This window comes from Paenibacillus sp. IHB B 3084 (genome assembly GCF_001447315.1).
Lineage (GTDB): Bacteria > Bacillota > Bacilli > Paenibacillales > Paenibacillaceae > Paenibacillus.
Genome location: NZ_CP013203.1, coordinates 5167802 through 5183957, shown reverse-complemented (window position 1 = coordinate 5183957; position 16156 = coordinate 5167802). Strand labels below are relative to the sequence as shown.

At 48.5% G+C, this 16156-nt stretch carries 12 protein-coding genes and 5 pseudogenes; 14 read left to right on the top strand and 3 right to left on the bottom strand.

The features are described from left to right. Nucleotides 1-89: 89 nt before the first annotated feature. Nucleotides 90-692, bottom strand: coding sequence for a 3-isopropylmalate dehydratase small subunit (gene leuD / locus ASL14_RS24315; protein WP_134913989.1), 603 nt, complete (start codon nt 690-692; stop codon nt 90-92). Nucleotides 693-713: 21 nt separating this feature from the next. Then, on the bottom strand, nt 714-2138 hold the full coding sequence (gene leuC / locus ASL14_RS24310; protein ID WP_134914627.1) for a 3-isopropylmalate dehydratase large subunit: 1425 nt from the start codon (nt 2136-2138) through the stop codon (nt 714-716). Between the two features lie 356 nt (nt 2139-2494). Here leuC and ASL14_RS24305 point away from each other — a divergent pair, with 356 nt between their 5' ends. The 14 genes and pseudogenes from ASL14_RS24305 (at nt 2495) to hydF (ending at nt 14604) form a co-directional block, all read left to right on the top strand. Further along, nucleotides 2495-3469 carry a copper amine oxidase N-terminal domain-containing protein gene (locus ASL14_RS24305; RefSeq protein WP_442953272.1) on the top strand — a complete coding sequence of 325 codons (975 nt, stop codon included), beginning with the start codon at nt 2495-2497 and terminating at the stop codon, nt 3467-3469. A gap of 487 nt (nt 3470-3956) precedes the next feature. Next, nucleotides 3957-4178, top strand: coding sequence for a hypothetical protein (locus ASL14_RS29400; protein ID WP_237171590.1), 222 nt, complete (start codon nt 3957-3959; stop codon nt 4176-4178). After that, a pseudogene (locus ASL14_RS29395) lies at nt 4160-4518 on the top strand (aldo/keto reductase). Before ASL14_RS29400 ends, ASL14_RS29395 begins: the two are co-directional and overlap by 19 nt. Next, nucleotides 4485-4934: an aldo/keto reductase gene (locus ASL14_RS29385; RefSeq protein ID WP_335338605.1), complete on the top strand. Its 450-nt coding sequence runs from the start codon at nt 4485-4487 to the stop codon at nt 4932-4934. The pseudogene ASL14_RS29395 and the gene ASL14_RS29385 overlap by 34 nt, the downstream one beginning before the upstream one ends. Before the next feature lie 98 nt (nt 4935-5032). Further along, nucleotides 5033-5417, top strand: a pseudogene (locus tag ASL14_RS24295) (MerR family transcriptional regulator). Nucleotides 5418-5568: 151 nt separating this feature from the next. After that, nucleotides 5569-5949, top strand: a pseudogene (locus ASL14_RS24290) (VOC family protein). A gap of 232 nt (nt 5950-6181) precedes the next feature. Then, the gene (locus ASL14_RS24285; RefSeq protein WP_223264109.1) at nt 6182-6664 is read left to right on the top strand and encodes a DUF2294 domain-containing protein; all 483 of its coding nucleotides are present in this window, start codon (nt 6182-6184) and stop codon (nt 6662-6664) included. Between the two features lie 128 nt (nt 6665-6792). Beyond that, nucleotides 6793-8954, top strand: a pseudogene (gene fdhF, locus ASL14_RS28960) (formate dehydrogenase subunit alpha). Then, the gene (locus ASL14_RS24275) at nt 8951-9601 is read left to right on the top strand and encodes a 4Fe-4S dicluster domain-containing protein (RefSeq protein ID WP_134913985.1); all 651 of its coding nucleotides are present in this window, start codon (nt 8951-8953) and stop codon (nt 9599-9601) included. Before fdhF ends, ASL14_RS24275 begins: the two are co-directional and overlap by 4 nt. Before the next feature lie 33 nt (nt 9602-9634). After that, nucleotides 9635-10606, top strand: a complete 972-nt coding sequence (locus tag ASL14_RS28955) for a [Fe-Fe] hydrogenase large subunit C-terminal domain-containing protein (protein ID WP_241270788.1) — start codon at nt 9635-9637, stop codon at nt 10604-10606. Between the two features lie 11 nt (nt 10607-10617). Next, nucleotides 10618-11139, top strand: a complete 522-nt coding sequence (locus ASL14_RS28950; RefSeq protein ID WP_241270787.1) for a [Fe-Fe] hydrogenase large subunit C-terminal domain-containing protein — start codon at nt 10618-10620, stop codon at nt 11137-11139. A gap of 187 nt (nt 11140-11326) precedes the next feature. Next, nucleotides 11327-11917, top strand: coding sequence for a 4Fe-4S dicluster domain-containing protein (locus ASL14_RS24265; protein ID WP_134913983.1), 591 nt, complete (start codon nt 11327-11329; stop codon nt 11915-11917). A gap of 60 nt (nt 11918-11977) precedes the next feature. Continuing rightward, nucleotides 11978-13366, top strand: coding sequence for an aspartate ammonia-lyase (locus ASL14_RS24260; protein ID WP_134913981.1), 1389 nt, complete (start codon nt 11978-11980; stop codon nt 13364-13366). After that, nucleotides 13353-14604: pseudogene (hydF, locus tag ASL14_RS24255) on the top strand ([FeFe] hydrogenase H-cluster maturation GTPase HydF). The gene ASL14_RS24260 and the pseudogene hydF overlap by 14 nt, the downstream one beginning before the upstream one ends. 112 nt (nt 14605-14716) lie before the next feature. On the opposite strand, the gene hydG reads toward hydF, so the two are convergent. After that, the gene (hydG, locus tag ASL14_RS24250; RefSeq protein WP_134913979.1) at nt 14717-16129 is read right to left on the bottom strand and encodes a [FeFe] hydrogenase H-cluster radical SAM maturase HydG; all 1413 of its coding nucleotides are present in this window, start codon (nt 16127-16129) and stop codon (nt 14717-14719) included. Between the last annotated feature and the right edge of the window lie 27 nt (nt 16130-16156).

Here is a 16156-nt window from a genome sequence, read left to right as displayed (position 1 = left end):
AAAGCCCGCAGGCAAAAGAGTTGCCAATACGGGCTTTCTGTCCAACAAACCAGTTCATTTTAATGCTACAAACTCATACAGAGCTGGAATTATGCGCCTTGCTTCGCAGCACGCTTCTGTTCAAAAGCCAGAATTTCCGACTCATGCTGGAGCGTCAGGCCAATGTCATCCAGACCTTGCAGCAAAAATTGACGGCGGTGCTCATCCAGATCAAAATCAATATGCAGACCATAATCGTCGGTAACTGTTTTTGCGTCCAAGTCTACGTTCAATTGGTAGTTATCATTCTTTGCCGTGCGCTGGAACAAATCCTCTACCTGCTCCTCAGACAGCTTGATCGGCAAAATACCATTTTTAAAACAGTTATTATAGAAGATATCCGCATAAGACGGTGCGATTACGCAACGGAATCCATAATCCATGATCGCCCACGGCGCATGCTCACGTGAGGAGCCACAGCCAAAGTTGGCACGGGAGATCAGAACAGATGCCCCTGCATAGCGAGGCTTGTTCGGTTCAAATTCAGGATTTATATTTCCCGCTTCATCAAAGCGCCACTCGTAAAACAGAAACTGTCCAAACCCTGTGCGCTCAATTCGTTTCAAAAACTGCTTGGGGATAATAGCATCTGTATCTACGTTCACCCGATCCACAGGTGCTACAATCCCTTTTAAAGTTGTGAATGCTTCCATTGTAAATTCCTCCTCGGTATCCTATTGGACTACTGCTTCCTGCTTGAACTTCCAGTCACGCACATCGACAAAATGTCCATGAATCGCCGCAGCGACTGCCATTGCAGGAGATACGAGGTGAGTCCGTCCTCCGCGTCCCTGACGTCCTTCAAAGTTACGGTTGGAGGTCGACGCACAGCGCTGTCCCGGTTGAAGCACGTCCGGATTCATTGCAAGACACATGCTGCATCCCGCTTCACGCCACTCAAAGCCTGCTTCCTTGAAAATGACGTCCAGTCCTTCTTGCTCGGCCTGAATTTTCACACGTCCTGAGCCTGGTACGACGATTGCCGTTACCCTGTCGGATACCTGGTAGCCCTTGGCTACCTCGGCCGCAGCGCGCAAATCTTCAATCCGCCCGTTGGTACACGAGCCAATAAATACATAATCAATAGCAATATCTGTGATCGGTGTGCCTGGCTTCAAATCCATATATTCAAGCGCTTTTTCAGCAGCTTTACGTTCATTCTCTGTCGGCAGTTCTGCCGGAATCGGTACTGTGGCAGAGATATCTGTACCCATGCCTGGGCTAGTACCCCAGGTTACTTGCGGAATAAGAGAATCCACATCAAATTCCAGCACAACATCAAACTCAGCACCTTCATCTGTTACAAGCTCTTTCCACTCGGCAACCGCCTGCTCGAAAGCAGCTCCTTGCGCTACATGCTCACGTCCACGCAAGTAGTTAAAGGTTGTTTCGTCCGGTGCAATCATACCGGCTCTGGCTCCGCCTTCAATGGACATATTGCACACGGTCATGCGCTCTTCCATGCTCAATTCGCGGATGGATTCCCCTGTATACTCAATAACATAACCGGTAGCGAAATCCGTGCCGTATTTGGCGATGACACCCAAAATCATATCCTTTGCTGTCACACCCGGCTTGCGGCGGCCCACAAAGCGAACTTCCATTGTTTTTGCTTTTGTTTGCTGGAGACATTGCGTTGCCATGACGTGCTCTACTTCGCTGGTTCCGATACCAAAAGCGAGCGCTCCGAACGCGCCATGAGTGGAGGTGTGGCTGTCACCACAAACAATGGTTTTACCCGGATGAGTCAGACCAAGCTCTGGTCCCATAACGTGAACGACACCTTGATCAATCGTATCCAGATCATACAGTGTGACACCGAAATCACGACAATTTTGAGTCAACGTATCAATCTGCTGCTTGGAAATCGGGTCCGTAATATTGTAGCGATCCTTTGTCGGCACGTTATGATCCATTGTCGCAAACGTAAGCTCTGGACGACGCACCTTGCGTCCGCTCAGACGAAGCCCCTCAAACGCCTGTGGCGAGGTTACCTCATGTACCAAGTGAAGGTCAATGTACAAAATACTCGGCTTTCCCTCTTCCTGATAGATGACATGGTTATCCCAAATTTTCTCGAACATGGTCTTTTTGCTCATCATAATTCACCCCTGTGTTTTTCGAACCTAGTGTAGAGAAGGCTGTACGGCTTTCTCTTGGATGTCAACAATATACCACGGGATGTCTGATTGGTCTAAGATATGATATCTATAGAAGTGATAGGTTAAGGCTATAAGGCGGGTTAAGGCAACATGGGATAGATATTGGTATAAATATGCCATGAACATTTCCCAACGAGACAGCTTTACTTCACATCTGCTTGTGTTTATTGAGGTAACAACGTGTACAAATCATAAACAGAACATATGTTCTGTTTAATAAATTTACAGATAGAAAAATATTCCTAGGTCTGATAGACTACTTGTAAAATGAGGATTTTGCAAAGTCCTGAAATATTAAAAGAGGAGATTATTATGAAGCGCCTACTTACCTTATTGTTAATTTTTGTTGTCTATTTTGGAACGATTCCAACAATTCATGCAAATCCGTCGAATTATCGTATTTTTTTGGATGGAAAGATTGGACACTTCAATTTGCCCCTCGCATTGAAAGTAACACCCTTATGGTTCCAGTTGTCCCGTTGTTAAAAAAATTAGGCTATACAACTGCTGTAGATCCCGATATTCCTGATCGTGTAAAAATAACAAATTCGAATAATTCGATTACCTTTGTAATTGGTGCTAAAAATATGTATATCAACGGAAAAGAAATTCGTATGCCTATTAGCTCTAAATCATACAATGGAGTAACTTACCTTCCTCTGCGGGCAATTTCGCAAGCGCTCGGGAAACCATTTGGCAGTAACCCAACAGAACAGTACGCCTGGATTGGAGCTGCACCGAGTAAAAACCAAAGTATCCCCCCAGAATTGCAAGGGAAAGATTTTAGAAATGCTGTATGGGGTATGACAGTTCAGCAAATTAAAAGATCCGAGACACTGCCTCTCATCAATGCTGTCACTGAATTGGATGATTACGGCATGAGTAATATGTACTATACTTATTTGGACTACAAAGGTGAATACAACGGGTACAAAGCAGTTTACACTTATATCCTAACTGGGAAGGATAAGAACAACACTAAACTGTATGACGGCCAGATTGTATTTCCTGAAAAATTTAGTAACATGCAAAACTATATAGATCGATTCTTTAAAATTAGTTCTAAAATGCAATTGGCATACGGTACACCAGTTGAAACGGAGCGACCACGAGGAAAAGATCAGAGTAAATGGGCGGAAGACCTGTCTTTAGGTAATCTCTCATTAACCGATTACTACAATGTCGGTCGAAATTCTTATTATATTCGATTGTACAAAAGTATGCATTCTGAATATCCTCAATTAGATATTTTGGTATCCCAAAGATAATATTAGATTTTTTCAGAGAATCAACACGACAGTGTAATTGATTTTATCGAGTGCTTCGAAGATCGCTATAAGCTCTGCCGGCCCTTTAAGGTCAGCAGAGCTTTTTACTATTTCACTATGAACCCTACTTTTGTCCCATCAGCTTACTATCTAACTGACGACTTACCCGTGGTCCAGCTCCCTGGTTATTATCACAGTATCTAACATATTTAAAATCACCCAGCTATATTCATCGACAATTCCACTTCCTATTCCCCAATACCCCGTATTTGACAAAACATTACTCTATACACGATGATGTTAACCTCTGGGTTCGTAGATCATATTGTCAACAGATTCGGCCGATTTTTGATGCACTGCGTAGTAAAAAATCGCTTGACTTGGAGTTAACTCCAAATGCAATAATATCGGATGTAAATAGGTGGAGGGTAATCAGAGTAAACTGCATTTGAATGAAACAATATCTAGGAAAGCGAGGAACAAACAAATGGAATATGTGAAACTTGGAAATACCGGCTTGGATGTATCTCGGCTTTGTCTTGGCTGTATGGGCTTTGGTGTTGCAGAGCGGTGGATTCATCCATGGATACTTGATGAAGAACGCAGTCGTCCAATTATAAAAAAAGCCCTGGAGCTTGGTATCAATTTTTTGATACTGCGAATGTATATTCAGACGGAACAAGCGAGGAAATTGTTGGGCGGGCTTTAAAGGATTATGCGAATCGAGATGAAATTGTCCTCGCGACGAAGGTTCATTTCCGTATGCATCAAGGTCCCAACGGTGCGGGACTTTCCCAAAAGGCAATCATGAGTGAAATAGATAAGAGCCTTAAGAGACTGGGAACAGATTATGTGGATCTGTACCAAATTCACCGCTGGGATTATAATACTCCATCGAAGAGACAATGGAAGCATTACATGATGTGGTGAAGGCCGGGAAGGCAAGATATATTGGTGCTTCTGCCATGTACGCATGGCAGTTTCTGAAAGCGTTACATGTAGCTGAGAAAAATGGATGGACCCGGTTGTATCGATGCAGAATCATTTAAACCTCTTATATCGTGAAGAAGAGAGGGAGATGCTGCCGCTTTGTAAGGAAGAAAAAATCGGTGTGGTTCCATACAGCCCTCTTGCAGGAGGAAGATTGACGCGTAATGCGCAGGAAACAACACATCGTTCCGAAACCGATCAAGTTGCGAAATCTAAATATGATGCGACTGCACATACCGATCGATTGATCGTGGATCAGGTTGCGGCAATCGCAGAACAACGTGGAGTTCCCCGTGTCCAAATCGCACTTGCCTGGTTGCTGCAGAAAGAACCGGTAACAGCTCCCATTATCGGTGCTACGAAAACGTCTCATCTCGAAGAAGCGGTAGCTGCGCTCTCGATTACGTTAACACCTGAAGAAATTGCGTTGCTGGAAGATCCGTATGTTCCTCATCCGGTAATTGGCGCTCAGTAAATTTTGATGCGATGACCGTTTTGATATAAGAAACGACAAGAACGCCCTATCTATTTACTTGGGGCGTTCTTGTGCGAAAATCGGGAGGTGAAATCTGCATGTTGATAGCAGAAGTAAGTAAAAATTTGATCTATCACAGGATACACTACGCTATTATGAACGCATCGGACTTATTCCACGTGTGAACCGCAATAAAAGCGGAATCAGGGATTATACGGAAGAAGACTGCAGTGGGTTGAATACATCAAATGTATGCGAGCCGTAGGTCTTCCAGTTGAAATTTTGATTGAGTATGTTGGGTTGTTTCAACAGGGTGATGAAACCATGGATGCTAGAAAAGAACTCCTAATCAAGCAACGTAAGCAGCTCAAAACAAGAATGGAAGACATGAAGAACGTGTTGGAACGCATGGATTATAAAATTGCAAGATATGAACAGACAATAGTTGAAAAAGAAAAAACACTAAATAGACCGCAAAATTAGTCTTTTGAATGACCATGTGAAAATCATTCCATAAGTCAGGTCTGTCTACAGTAGTAATATTGGCGTCTGGTTCAGTAAAGAAACTTGTACCTATAGTAAGGATTAGGATCATCGAGTTGGGTAATTACTTATACAAAGGAGTGAAAAATCAATGATTAGTAAAGTCGGTCAAATTATGTTGTATGTAAATAACCAAGATGAGTCACTGGATTTTTGGACAGGAAAAGTAGGATTTAATGTAATTTCTGAAGAAAATAATGGTCAAGGAATGAGATAGATTGAAATTGCTCCTGAAAAGGGTGCAGAAACAAGTATCATTCTCCATAATAAGGAATTCGTTGCTAAAATGTCACCTGAATTAAATCTCGGTACACCTTCTTTAATGTTTTTTTCGGAAAATCTCGATCAGTTACATGGCGACTTATCCAATAAAAATGTCAAAGTCGGAGAAATTGTAAATATGCCTTCAGGCAGAGTATTTAACTTTGCAGATAATGAAGAAAATTACTTTGCTGTAATGGAAAAAAAGTAAATTACGATAAAAATGGAATAACGATCAATCATCCCCCTTTATAAAAGAGTAAAAGCCCTCCGTTTAAGAGGGCTTTTTCATATATGCTGGCCGCAAACTAAAATCATTCGATTGACCTCACTAACCGCCAATCTGGTCCACTCCAATCTAAACTATGTAAAATTCTGGCTCAGTGTAATTAATTTCACATCTTTCCGGGTCAACCTGTTCTACCATAGAAGGGTGATACGCCGTGCTAGGCAGACCATCTTGGGCGGGACGGGTGCGTTCTGCTGCAAATCAGCTACACAGGCTGTCTGGCATGTGCGGCAAGCACGCTTTTATTTTGATTCGAAGCGGAGTTGTCCAGATGTTGAATACCGAATGGGAATACCGTGAGCGCATCAGAAAGCTGGCCGTCTGTATTGTCAAGCATTACCGGGGAAAAGGACCGGACAACGTCAAGGTCTCACTGGAGTCGCCGCTCCGGATTACGGTAGAAATTCGAGGCACCTTGTCCAACCTGTCTGAAATTCTCGTTCATGAAGGGGCCGAGGACAAGGTCAGGGAATATTGGAGCGTTCTTCGTCCTTATCTGGAAAAGGAGTTTATGAGCGAAGCGGAAAAAACACTCGGCAGTCCCTTCACTTACACCTGGGAGGTCTGCCCCTCCGTCCATGGAGACGGACATATTATCATTATTCTTGAACTACAACACATACACCGGTTGGATTAGCGGGAAGGAGCTTGTCTCCTCGCTCGCGGATAAGCCAGTACAGGATGCAGCGTAAAGCGGCATTTTTGTATTGGCTTTTTTTATGTTACGAGTTTCATCTATTTCATATAAAAAGAGGTGCTGCACACATGGCAGACAAGGTATTGACCGTATGTCCCTACTGCGGAAGCGGTTGCCAGCTTCATTTGCTGGTAGACAAGGGACAGGTAATTGGCGCAGAGCCGGCTGGTGGTCGTACAAATGAAGGAACACTGTGTCTGAAAGGACACTATGGATGGGATTTTCTGAATGACCCACAAATTCTGACTGCACGCTTGCGCAAGCCCCTGATTCGCAAAAATGGGGTTATGGAGGAAGTAGAATGGGAAGAAGCCATCCAGTATACCGCTGAACGCCTTTTAGCAATCAAGGAAAAATACGGACCCGATTCCATTATGGGAACAGGCTCCGCACGCGGTCCGGGAAACGAAGCGAATTATGTCATGCAAAAGTTCATGCGGGCAGTCATTGGCACGAACAATATTGACCATTGCGCTCGTGTATGCCATGGCCCTTCTGTGGCTGGTTTGACATACTCACTCGGGGACGGGGCCATGTCCAACTCAATTCCTGAAATTGAACACTCTGATCTTATTTTCGTGTTTGGGTATAATGCACCCGAAACACATCCGATCGTCGCAAGACGCATTGTAGCTGCCAAGCAAAGAGGTGCCAAAATTATTGTATGCGATCCGCGCATGACTGAAACTGGACGCATTTCAGATATGTGGCTACCTCTAAAAGGCGGTTCGAACATGGCTTTGGTGAATGCTTTTGGTCATGTGCTTGTACATGAAGGACTGTACGACAAACGATATGTGGAAGCAAACACAGAAGGCTTTGCCGAATACGTAGAAAGCATTAAAAAATATACGCCCGAATATGCAGAAGGCATTACGGGGGTCAAGGCGGCTGACATTCGAGCAGCTATGAGGGAATATGCAAAGGCCCCTACCGCTACAATTCTGTATGGAATGGGCGTATGTCAATTTTCACAGGCCGTTGACGTGGTAAAGGGACTCGCCTCTCTTGCACTGTTGACCGGAAATCTGGGCAAGCCGAATGTGGGGATTGGGCCTGTGCGGGGGCAAAACAATGTCCAGGGCTCCTGCGACATGGGCGCATTGCCGAATGTATATCCTGGTTATCAGGATGTAACGGATAGCGCGGTTCGCAAAAAGTTTGAAAAAGCATACGGTGTTGAGCTGCCGCGTAAAAAAGGATATCCCTTACGGAGGTGCCACACCTCGTCCTGAAGGAGAACAAACTGAAAGCTTATTATATTTTCGGCGAGGACCCTGTACAAAGTGATCCGAACGCCGCCGAGTTACGTGAAGCGCTAGACCAATTGGAATTTGTCGTGGTGCAGGATATTTTCATGAATAAAACGGCGCTGCACGCCGATGTCATCCTCCCTTCTACCTCCTGGGGCGAGCATGATGGTGTGTATTCCTCGGCAGACCGCGGCTTTCAGCGCATTCGCAAAGCGGTCGAGCCGCAAGGTGACGTAAAGCCGGACTGGGCCATTATTAGCGAGGTTGCTACCGCTATGGGCTACCCTATGTCCTATGCAAACACAGAGGAAATTTGGGATGAAATGCGAAGCCTCTGCCCGTTATTCGCTGGTGCAAGCTACCAAAAAATGGAGGAGCAAGGCGGCGTGCAATGGCCCTGCCCTACAGAGGATCACCCAGGTACACCGTATTTGTACAAAGGGAATCAATTTTCTACACCTAGTGGCAAAGGCCGATTATTCGCCTGCGAATGGCGTCCGCCGCAAGAACAGCCGGATGAGAAATTCCCGCTTGTCTTATCTACAGTTCGTGAGGTAGGCCATTACTCCGTGCGTACCATGACTGGCAATTGCCGTGCGCTACGCCAACTGTCTGATGAGCCTGGCTTTATTCAGATTAGCCCGGAAGACGGAGTAGATCTGAACATTCTGGATGGCGAGATTGTTGCCATATCCTCCCGTCGGGGACGCATCATGGCACGGGCACAAATCAGTGACCGTGTGCAACAAGGTGCGACCTACATGACCTATCACTGGTGGGTTGGAGCATGTAACGAGCTGACCGCCGATTTTCTTGATCCGGTGTCCAAAACACCGGAATTAAAATACTGCGCCATCCGGCTGGAACGGATCGCCGACCAAGCGCAGGCCGAACGTGATGTACATGAATCTTACCAACGGATTCGTAAACAGATGAACGTCCAGGAAGCCGTTTTAGCTGATAGGGTGACGAGATGAGCGGCACGCGGAACATGCTGCACAGTTCGGCAAATACCCGGTCAGCTTTGACGAGTAGGATGGGAGCAGCCAGTAGAACAAACGCTGTCGCTTCTTCCTTTGTAGTCGCAGATGCCAGACACTGCATCGGCTGCAAAGCGTGCGAGCTGGCTTGCTTCGCCGTCCACGGACAGAGTAACAACGTGGGCGCTTCTATTGGTACTGTCAACGTGCCGGTAGTGCCCAAGGTGTATGTGGTGCGTAGCGGAAGCACATATGTGCCAATTCAATGCCGGCATTGTGAAAATGCGCCCTGCGCACATGCCTGTCCGGTTCAGGCCATTCGACAGGAGAACGGTGTGGTCATGATTGATGAGGAACTGTGCATCGGCTGTACCTCTTGTGTATTGGCCTGTCCCTTCGGGGCCATTGAGGTATCTACCGTCTACCGGGAAGGACGAGTCATGACGCAACCCGGCTTGACCGACCGTGCCGCTCACAAGGCTCTCCCCCGGACCGCGGCGGGCAAATGCGACCTGTGCGCAGACACAAACGGAGGACAGCCTGCATGTGTAGAAGCCTGTCCAAACGATGTCCTACGGCTGGCTATAGTCGAGTCCGATCCGCTTCCCGAGCGTCGGCGGGAAGTCTTCTTCCCTCGCCTGTAAGGCCAAAATCAGCCGCAGAAAGGTAGAAATAAGATGTCCATAACAACTAACAATGCCTCTTCGGCTCCTTGTATGGAGACGACAGATTGCACCAACCCCATTATTCATATTGACCCCAGTATGTGTACCGGGTGTAGACGCTGTGCAGGGGTTTGTCCGGTAGATGCCATAGAAGGACAGCCCGGAGAGCCGCAAACCGTGAATGCAGACCGTTGCGTGATCTGTGGCCAGTGTGTACAAATATGCAGCGTATACGCATCCGATTGGGCAGATTCATCTCCACAGGAAGCCGCAAGCAGACGTCAGGAGCGTATGCGTGAGCGCGATATGCCTGCTGACATCGGAGAACCGCTATTCGCTGCCTATTATAGCGGTAGCCTGAATAAGGTGACCGACATGATGACGAAACCGGGACAGTTTCGGATCGTCCAATGTGCTCCAGCCATTCGCGTTTCAATCGCGGAGGAATTTGGTATGCCATTTGGCACGCTCACGCCAGGTAAAATGGCCGCAGCTCTGCGCCGTCTGGGCTTTGACCGGGTATATGACACCAACTTTGGAGCTGATGTCACCATTATGGAGGAAGGCACCGAACTGATTCGTCGTGTAACCGAAGGTGGGCCGCTACCGATGTTTACCTCCTGTTGTCCGGCATGGGTTCGGTTTGCCGAAATTGAATATCCCGATCTGTTGGACCATCTATCCAGTTGCAAATCCCCAATGCAAATGCTAGGCTCGCTGGTCAAAACCTATGGTGCCCAACTGGACGAGGTGGAACCTGCGAACATTTATAGCGTTGCAATCATGCCTTGTACCTGCAAGCAATTCGAATGTGATCGTCCTGAAATGGAATCCGACGGGTACCGTGACGTGGATGAGGTACTGACAACGCGTGAACTGGCATACTGGATCAAGAAAAGCGGCATTGATTTTATGAATCTGCCAGATGAAGAATTCGATTCACCGCTAGGACGTTATTCAGGAGCAGGGTCCATTTTGGTGTAACCGGAGGCGTTATGGAAGCCGCCATCCGTACAGGTTATGAGCTGCTGACGAATGAAAAGCTACCGAAACTCCAACTGGATTTTGTTCGCGGTGAGGAAGGCATTCGAGTCGCGGAGGTTCAGGTGGGCGAGCTACAACTTAAGGTAGCGGTGGTCGCGGGGCTACAACATGCCTATGAGCTGCTGGATCGTGTGCAGGCAGGCGAATGTGATTATCATTTTATTGAGGTAATGGGCTGTCCTGCCGGATGTATTAGCGGAGGCGGTCAACCCAAGCTCATGCTGGAAAAACACCGGATTGAAGCTTACCGTGCACGCAAATCCTCTATTTATGGACATGATGCGGGGCTTCAGGTGCGAAAATCGCATGAAAATCCTCACATTATTAAGCTGTACGATGAATTTTTAGGTGAGCCGCTTGGTCATGTATCGCATCATCTGCTGCACACGACCTTCCAAAAGCGCGGACCAGGCAAGCAAAGCCATAGCTGTGATGCTCCCTCTAAAGAGAATACAGGTAACTCCATTCATTAGCACGTTAAGTTAAAAGGGTGAACCATGGCGGTATCCTGCCTCTCCATGCTTAATAAGAGGCTACTGGGTCTTATCCATGTTCATTCTGTGCTCATCATGTTCTGAACCAACAAAAACTGCATTTTAAAACTTTTTTTGATACGGTATCCATTGTATTTTGTCGTTAGTTAGAAAGGAGTCGAGTTGTATGAACCGTTTTGTTTTAGCTGATCCCGATCAGTGTATCGGTTGTCGTACCTGTGAAATCGCATGTGTCATCGCACATTCAGCAGGTAACCCTTTTATCTCGCCAGATGACGAATTTCATTTTCACCCACGTCTAAAGGTTATTAAATCCATTGGAGTCACTGCCCCTGTCCAATGCCGTCACTGTGAGGATGCCCCTTGTGCCAACGCTTGCCCGAACGGCTCCATTACAAACGCGGACGGCTGTATTCTCATTAACAGCGAGAGCTGTATCGGTTGTAAAACCTGTATGATCGCCTGCCCTTACGGCGCCATTACCATGGTACCCGAATATCGGGACGGGCGAGCTGTAGTTCAGGACGGACTGTACACCAATGTGTCAGGGCGTTTGCAGCCCAAGGAACGCATGATTGCCAGCAAATGTGATCTGTGTGTAGGCGTAGAGGGGGGGCCCGCCTGCATTGGAAAATGCCCAACACGTGCCCTCAAGCTGGTTGAGCCAGATCTGATTCACGCCCGTGTTGAGGAAAAGCGAGCTGCGAGCGCACGCCAGTTACTGCATATGACGCGCATTCCGGCAACGGGTCTCTGACATGACTGAAGCCCTTCCTCTGCAAAGGATACGCGGACCGAGCGGGATGCGCTAGGGGAAATGAAGATTCCCGCCAATGCCTATTACGGCATTCATACCGCACGTGCGATGAACAACTTTGCGGTCAGCGGCAGACCTGTGAACCGGAAGCTGATTCACGCTCTCGTGCTGGTAAAAAAGGCAGCCGCTCAGGTGAACTGTGAGCAGAAACGGCTCCCTCCCCACCGGGCGGCTGCAATGATAGACGCCTGCGATGAATTGCTCGCCGGACGGCATCTGGATATGTTTGCAGTCGATGCCCTGCAGGGCGGTGCAGGCACCAGCACCAACATGAACGTCAATGAGGTCATTGCTAATTTGACGATTATGCGGCTTGGTGGAAAACCCGGACAGTACGAGCTGGTACATCCGTTGGATGATGTGAACTGCTGCCAGTCCACGAACGATGTTTATCCCACAGCATTACGAATTGCAGCCATTCGACTGCTTCGCCCCTTATGCGATGCGATGGCTTCGTTACAAGAGTCTTTACAGCACAAAGAAACGGAATATGCCGATCTGCTCAAGCTAGGTCGCACACAGCTAATGGGTGCCCTGCCCATGATGGCGGGGCAAGGCTTTGGCGCTTACGCAAAGGCCGTGGCACGTGACCGCTGGCGGCTTTACAAAGCCGAGGAACGGCTGCGGGAAATCCCTATTGGTGGTACGGCGATTGGCACAGGCATGAATGCGCCTCGCGCTTACAGCTATCGGATGGTCGAGAAGCTGGCGGACGAGACTGGCTTTGGGCTATCCCGAAGTGACCACCCGATGGACCCGATTCAGAATATGGATGTCTTTGTGGAGGTATCCGGTCTGCTCAAAGCCGCCGCTGTGAACCTGTTCAAAATATCAGGCGATTTTCGCCTGCTGGCCTCCGGTCCTCTCGGCGGTATTGGCGAGTTCACTCTGCCTCCAGTTCAGGCCGGATCATCCATTATGCCCGGCAAGGTTAACCCGGTGATGGCTGAACTGGCCGGACTAACGGCGTTGCGCGTGATAGCCGAAGATGCAGCGATTACGATGGCGGCTGCTTCCGGGCAGCTAGAGCTGAACGCGTTCCTGCCGCTGATTGCCGAATCGCTGCTGGAATCGCTACATATTCTGGACGGCGCGGTGCGGCTGTTCGAGGAACGATGTGTGCGCGGTCTGATCGTAAGCGAGGAACGCTGTTCAGCTAATCTGCGTATCTCCGCTGTGATGGCTTCTGCGCTGGTCGTGGAGCTTGGCTATGATGAAGCTGCCTCCATTGCTTCAGCAGCCATTGCCCAGGGCCGCACACCGGAGGATATTGCCGAAGAACGCGGTCTGCTGACACGCTCGCGCATTGAGCAATTGTGTCATCCCTATACAGTAACCAAGCCCGGAATTCCGGGGCAGGAAGAAGGAATTCACGATGGGAATGAATGATACCCCCGTAGTAACAGACCGCATATCGCCCTGCTCGGTCGCCGCAACGCTGGCAAATCCAGCATTTTGAACACCCTGACCGGCCAGCCCGCCGCCGTGGTATCTCCCGTAGGAGGAACGACCACGGACCCGGTTTTCAAGCCGATGGAGTTGCTCCCTGCTGGCCCCATTGTTCTGGTGGATACCGCCGGACTGGACGATGAGGGTGAGATCGGAGCGCTGCGCCGCAACAAAACGCTAGAAATATTAAATAGCACGGATCTGGCGCTGCTAATCATCGATGCTACTGTTGGGGTTAGCGCATTTGAACATGGGCTACTCGAAAAGCTGCATGCCAAGAAGATTCCCGTCATTGGTGTATTAAACAAGACGGACATCTTGGCAGAGGCAGAGAAAATGACCGCAACCCTAAAGGCTGAACTGGATTTACCCCTCATTCCTTTCAGTGCCTCTAAGCTATGGGGAGACGCGGAACTGAAAAAGGCCATCATTGATGCCCTTCCCCAAAATGAGGATCGTTTCCGTATCGTTGGTGACCTGCTGTCACCCGGCGATTTTGTCGTACTGGTCGTTCCAATCGACAAAGCTGCGCCCAAAGGCCGACTGATTCTGCCACAGCAGCAGACGATCCGCGATACGTTAGAGAGCGATGCCATCGCCGTAGTGACCAAAGAGCATGAGCTGCGACTGACGTTGGAGCGACTGGGGCGCAAGCCCCGCTTGGTCATTACCGATTCACAGGCTTTTATGAAGGTAGCAGCAGACACTCCCAAGGATGTGCCCCTGACTTCCTTTTCCATCCTGTTCGCCCGTCATAAAGGTGACCTTGACGAACTCGTACGAGGTGCAAGAGCTATTGATCGTCTCAAGGATGGCGACCGCGTACTCATTGCAGAAGCCTGCACGCACCAATGTCAGTCTGACGATATCGGTCGTGTGAAAATCCCCGTTGGCTCCGTCAAACGATAGGCAAACGTCTCATCATCGAGCACGCATCCGGTTCCAGCTTTCCTGCCGATCTGAGCGAATATGCGCTGGTTATTCACTGCGGGGCCTGCATGCTCAATCGGCGTACCATGCTGCACCGGATGGCAGAAACGGAAGCCGCCGGGGTACCCATTGTGAACTATGGTATTTTCATCGCCTATGTTCAGGGAGTCTTCCCCCGTGCCATCGAATGCTTCCCATCCGCTATGCTGGCATGGGAGCAAGCCGTTGGTGCTGGCAGCCATTCCTGAATGAGACGAATCATTGAAGCAACAAATTCCGCCCCATACATGCAAAAGCAGCCGCGTTGACTCTCACGCGGCTGCTTTTTATTTGCCCAATTCCAAAGATAAGGTCGATATTCTAAAAATACAAATCCCGCTCGCCCGCTTCCAAGCGTTCCAGCTTATCAAGTGTCAAGCGGCGTGCCGACTCACGCGGGATACGCTCCAAATTATCACGCAGGGCTTCAGCTCCCAGCTCACGTGCCTCTTCATCTCCATAATCCAACAAAAATTCCTGAAAGGTCAGCAGCGAATTCGGCTGGCATACATTGTGTATCTGCCCTGATTTAGCAAGCTCCATGAACCGATCTCCGGTTCTCCCTTCGCGATAGCAGGCTGTGCAATAGCTTGGCATATATCCTCCACGACACAGACTTTTGATGATTTCCATCGGCGAACGATGATCCCCGACCTCGAACTGAGGTTTATCTTCCGTATCCTGTTTTGCATATGCCCCTACACCCGTAGCTGAACCTGCACTAATTTGTGACACACCCAGACCAATAACACGGTCTCTGTATTCCGGTTCTTCACGTGTAGACAAAATCATACCTGCATAAGGTACAGCCAGCCGGAGAACGGACACAATTTTCATAAAATCCTCGTCGTCGACCAAATACGGATAGCGATCCAGATCCACATTTTCAGCCGGACGTAACCGTGGAACCGAAACCGTGTGAGGACCACAGCCAAACACTTCCTCCAGATGCTCAGCATGCTTAAGCATAGCTATCGTCTCATAACGAAAATCGTATAAACCATACAACACACCAATACCCACATCGTCTATCCCTGCTCGCATAGCGCGGTCCATGGCTGTCGTGTGCCAGTCATAATTCCGTTTTGGCCCTTGAAGATGATATTTGCGGTAGCTTTCGCGATGATACGTTTCCTGGAACAAAATATACGTACCAATTCCTACCTCTGCCAGCTTCCGATAGTCTTCTTCGGTTGTGGAAGCAATATTGACGTTGATTCGGCGTATGCTGCCATTGTCAACTTTAACCTCATAGATCTGACGCAGACAATCGACGATATAATCAATCGGACAATTGAGCGGATCCTCCCCCGCTTCCAGTACGAGGCGCTTATGCCCCAACTCCTGAAGCACTCTGACCTCCTCGACCAGTTCCTCCGGCGTCAAACGGCTGCGGGTAAAGCTGTCATTGGTATGCTTATAGCCACAGTATTCGCAGTTATTGACGCAGTGGTTACTTACGTATAGGGGAGCAAACAGCACAATCCGATTGCCGTAAATCTGCTCTTTCACCGCCCGTGAGGATCTAAACATTTCCTCCAGCAGTTCAGGATCATCCACATGCAAAAGAGCCGCCGCTTCAGTTGCACTCAACCCCCGGCAAGCTCTTCCCTTCTCCAAAATGTCTAAAATACGGTTGCGATCTGTTGCTTCCTGCTTTCCCTGCTCCACCGCTGCCATAATCTCTGCCTCATTAATGAAATCCGCTGACACTTTCTCCCGTACTTCACTCACGTAGATCCATCTCCCTTATTATGGTGA